This is a genomic window from Paenibacillus sp. 01T47, assembly GCF_056398245.1.
Genome location: NZ_JBFTPA010000060.1, coordinates 1 through 2,643, shown reverse-complemented (window position 1 = coordinate 2,643; position 2,643 = coordinate 1). Strand labels below are relative to the sequence as shown.

1 protein-coding gene and 2 pseudogenes are annotated in these 2,643 nt (G+C 43.4%); 1 reads left to right on the top strand and 2 read right to left on the bottom strand.

Annotated elements, in window-relative coordinates; translation table 11 throughout:
- Nucleotides 1–154 precede the first annotated feature (154 nt).
- Nucleotides 155–1,213 (top strand): annotated as a pseudogene (locus tag AC1DOV_RS34585) (IS110 family RNA-guided transposase); the annotation flags it as partial.
- A 15-nt stretch (nt 1,214–1,228) separates the two neighbouring features.
- Here AC1DOV_RS34585 and AC1DOV_RS34580 read toward each other — a convergent pair.
- Together AC1DOV_RS34580 and AC1DOV_RS34575 are read right to left on the bottom strand one after the other, a co-directional pair.
- A pseudogene (locus AC1DOV_RS34580) lies at nt 1,229–1,498 on the bottom strand (IS110 family transposase); the annotation flags it as partial.
- Nucleotides 1,499–1,814: 316 nt separating this feature from the next.
- The gene (locus AC1DOV_RS34575) at nt 1,815–2,276 is read right to left on the bottom strand and encodes a hypothetical protein (RefSeq protein ID WP_477552150.1); all 462 of its coding nucleotides are present in this window, start codon (nt 2,274–2,276) and stop codon (nt 1,815–1,817) included.
- Nucleotides 2,277–2,643: the final 367 nt, after the last annotated feature.

Below are 2,643 nucleotides of genomic sequence, written 5' to 3'. Positions count from 1 at the left end.
CGTGAGACTTGGATCTCGAGAGCTATTCCGTTCATCCCCCCTACTTGTTAAACCATGATTAGGCTAGTTGGGGCATGACCCCGAATCACATGCGATAATGTGGACGACAAGAAGGTTAGGGGCTTCCGGCGAATATATAACAAGGAGTGGTTACATGAATCCTGTCATTGGACTGGATGTTTCCAAAGGAGAAAGCCATGCACAAGCATTCACAGACCGAGGAATACCGCACGGAAAGATCTTTCAGTTTGAGCATAATCTTGAGGGACTGGCGTCTTTCTTGAATTTTGTGCAGGATCTCGAATGCATTACTGGACTGCGTCCAGCAGTAGTGTTAGAAGCAACTGGACACTACCAAAGCTCCGTCATTCAGTTTCTAGATGAACATCAATACTTGTATATTGTCATTAATCCGTTAATTTCACACCAGGCCAAAAAAACCAGCTTACGCAAAGTGAAAACGGATATTGCGGACGCCTATCAACTAGGGGAATTGTTCTACAAGGAAGAATTAGAACCGTACAAAAAACGAGGWCAATTTATGATGAATCTACGCTATCTGACAAGGCAGCATGATTCTCTAACCGATATGTATGTGCAAGCGAAGCTGCAGTTTCAGGCTGTCCTTGATCAAGTCTTTCCGGGATATCGTGGCGTTTTTGGTGACCTGTACTCGAAGGTATCCCTTCGTTTTCCGGCTCTTCACCCTACCTCTTCCGCGGTGCTGACTAAGTCTCTGAATGACATCACAGCGACGATCCAGTCTCTTACTGGACGGTCGAATTCCGCATGGGCGCTTGATCGCGCGCTGAAACTAACAGCTGCCGCGGAGCGAAACCCTTTCAAGGAAACTGCTTTTTCAAGCCATCTCATCTCGCTGGAGCTGCTCATTAATCTGCTTCTACAGTACCAAGAGCACCTAGTAAACCTCGACCAGTCCATAGATGCTCTGGCTGCAGAATTACATGAGTATGAGTAGATCCAATCGATACCCGGCATTGGCACCAGAATTGCTGCAACAATACTGGCAGAAGTCGGAGAGATCGATCGATTTGATCATGCAAAGAAGCTCGTTGCATTTGCCGGTGTCGACCCTAGCGTCTTCTCTTCCGGCAAGTTTACAGCAACCCGAAACAGGATTACCAAACGCGGTTCCAGAAGACTTCGAACAACCTTATATCTAGCCGTACGGTGCGGCCTGCGCAGCGCACGTAACGTGCTGTTCTCTTAGAAAATGGGCCAGGTTAAGCCAGTAGTGACCAGTCGGTTCCATGCCAACAACGACGTTCTGGAATTCCTGCTCCGTTGCAATCTTTTCGAACCAGCTTACGAACATTTCGAAGCCTTCTCGATTGTTCTCAAACGTAATGGGCTTCCCGAACTCGACTCCGCGGTAGTCTTGTGCTCTAGCAACGTGTTTGAATTTAGCAATGTCTACACCGACAATTAAGGTAGAAGAAGTAATTTGATTAATGCGTTCATTTTGAGTAGAATTCATTTTGTAGTCTCCTTGGTTTGTATTTGGATCCGGTCGCTGGCGAGCATCTGGGACCCTCATACATCATACCAAGGAGTCTTTTTGTTTCTCAAACCTCGTATTTCTTCATTATAGGAATGCTGCCCGTTAGCTTAATAAAGAAATGGAGCAGCTGCCATAAGCAAGCTGCTCCTTGTATGTTCAACTATCGTTACCCGTTAGCTTAATAAACTATTGCTAAGGCATGACTGGCTTCTTTAGTTTTTTAGCCTATATCTATGCTCTTCCACTCCATTGCGAGCCGTTCAAACACAGCAGATATCCCGTTGAAATCTTTTCAATTCTGTGGCAAATCCACCTTTGAAACCACTTGGCTTAATTCTGAAAGAATAACTTTTTCTTCGGCAGTTATAGCTCCTTCTTTGCTAAGAATATCCATTGCCTTGACAAACCAATTGGAGAAACTGAAAAAAACATCATTGATATTCTCCCTGGAATAATTCGGAATAAGGGAAACATAATCCTGACAAGAATTATTGGCATCTGAGAGACTCTGAAAAGCATATGACAACGAAATTTGCTGATTTCTTCGTGTTTTTAGGTCGTCCCATTGATTTTTTTTATTGACGTTTTCGAATGTCACTGCAGCACCTTTTAAAAAATAAACTGCGGTAAGTGCTGTTCTTGTAACGTGTTCCTTGGCTGTTTTTTGTTCCATACGCAATTGATAGTTCTGCCATACAGCCAATCCAATAATCATTAAAAACAAAATAATTATCCCATTTCGTTTTGTTAACATGTGTACCTCTTTCTCGAAGCGGTATGCTTTTGAGTTTTTTGATGCTCCAATTCACTTCCCTCCCCGCTGATATCGTTAAAAATAGTCTAATCTTTTTTGAAAAGTATCTCAATTTAATATTTTAATGTTCTAGCAAATATCCCTTATTACACTAACCTGCCCGTTAGTTTAACAAAGAAAGGGAGCAGCTGCCGCAGCAAACTACTCCATGTTTGTTCAACTATCGTTACCCGTCCCTCGGTTTTAAGGGTTTATCTCACATATACTCACTCATTCGCAGGATTTCATCACCTTGGATTAGGTCGATTTTAAGAAACAGCACAGGTGATACCGGTTGAGGTGGTGGGCTGGGCATGCGGAAATAGAG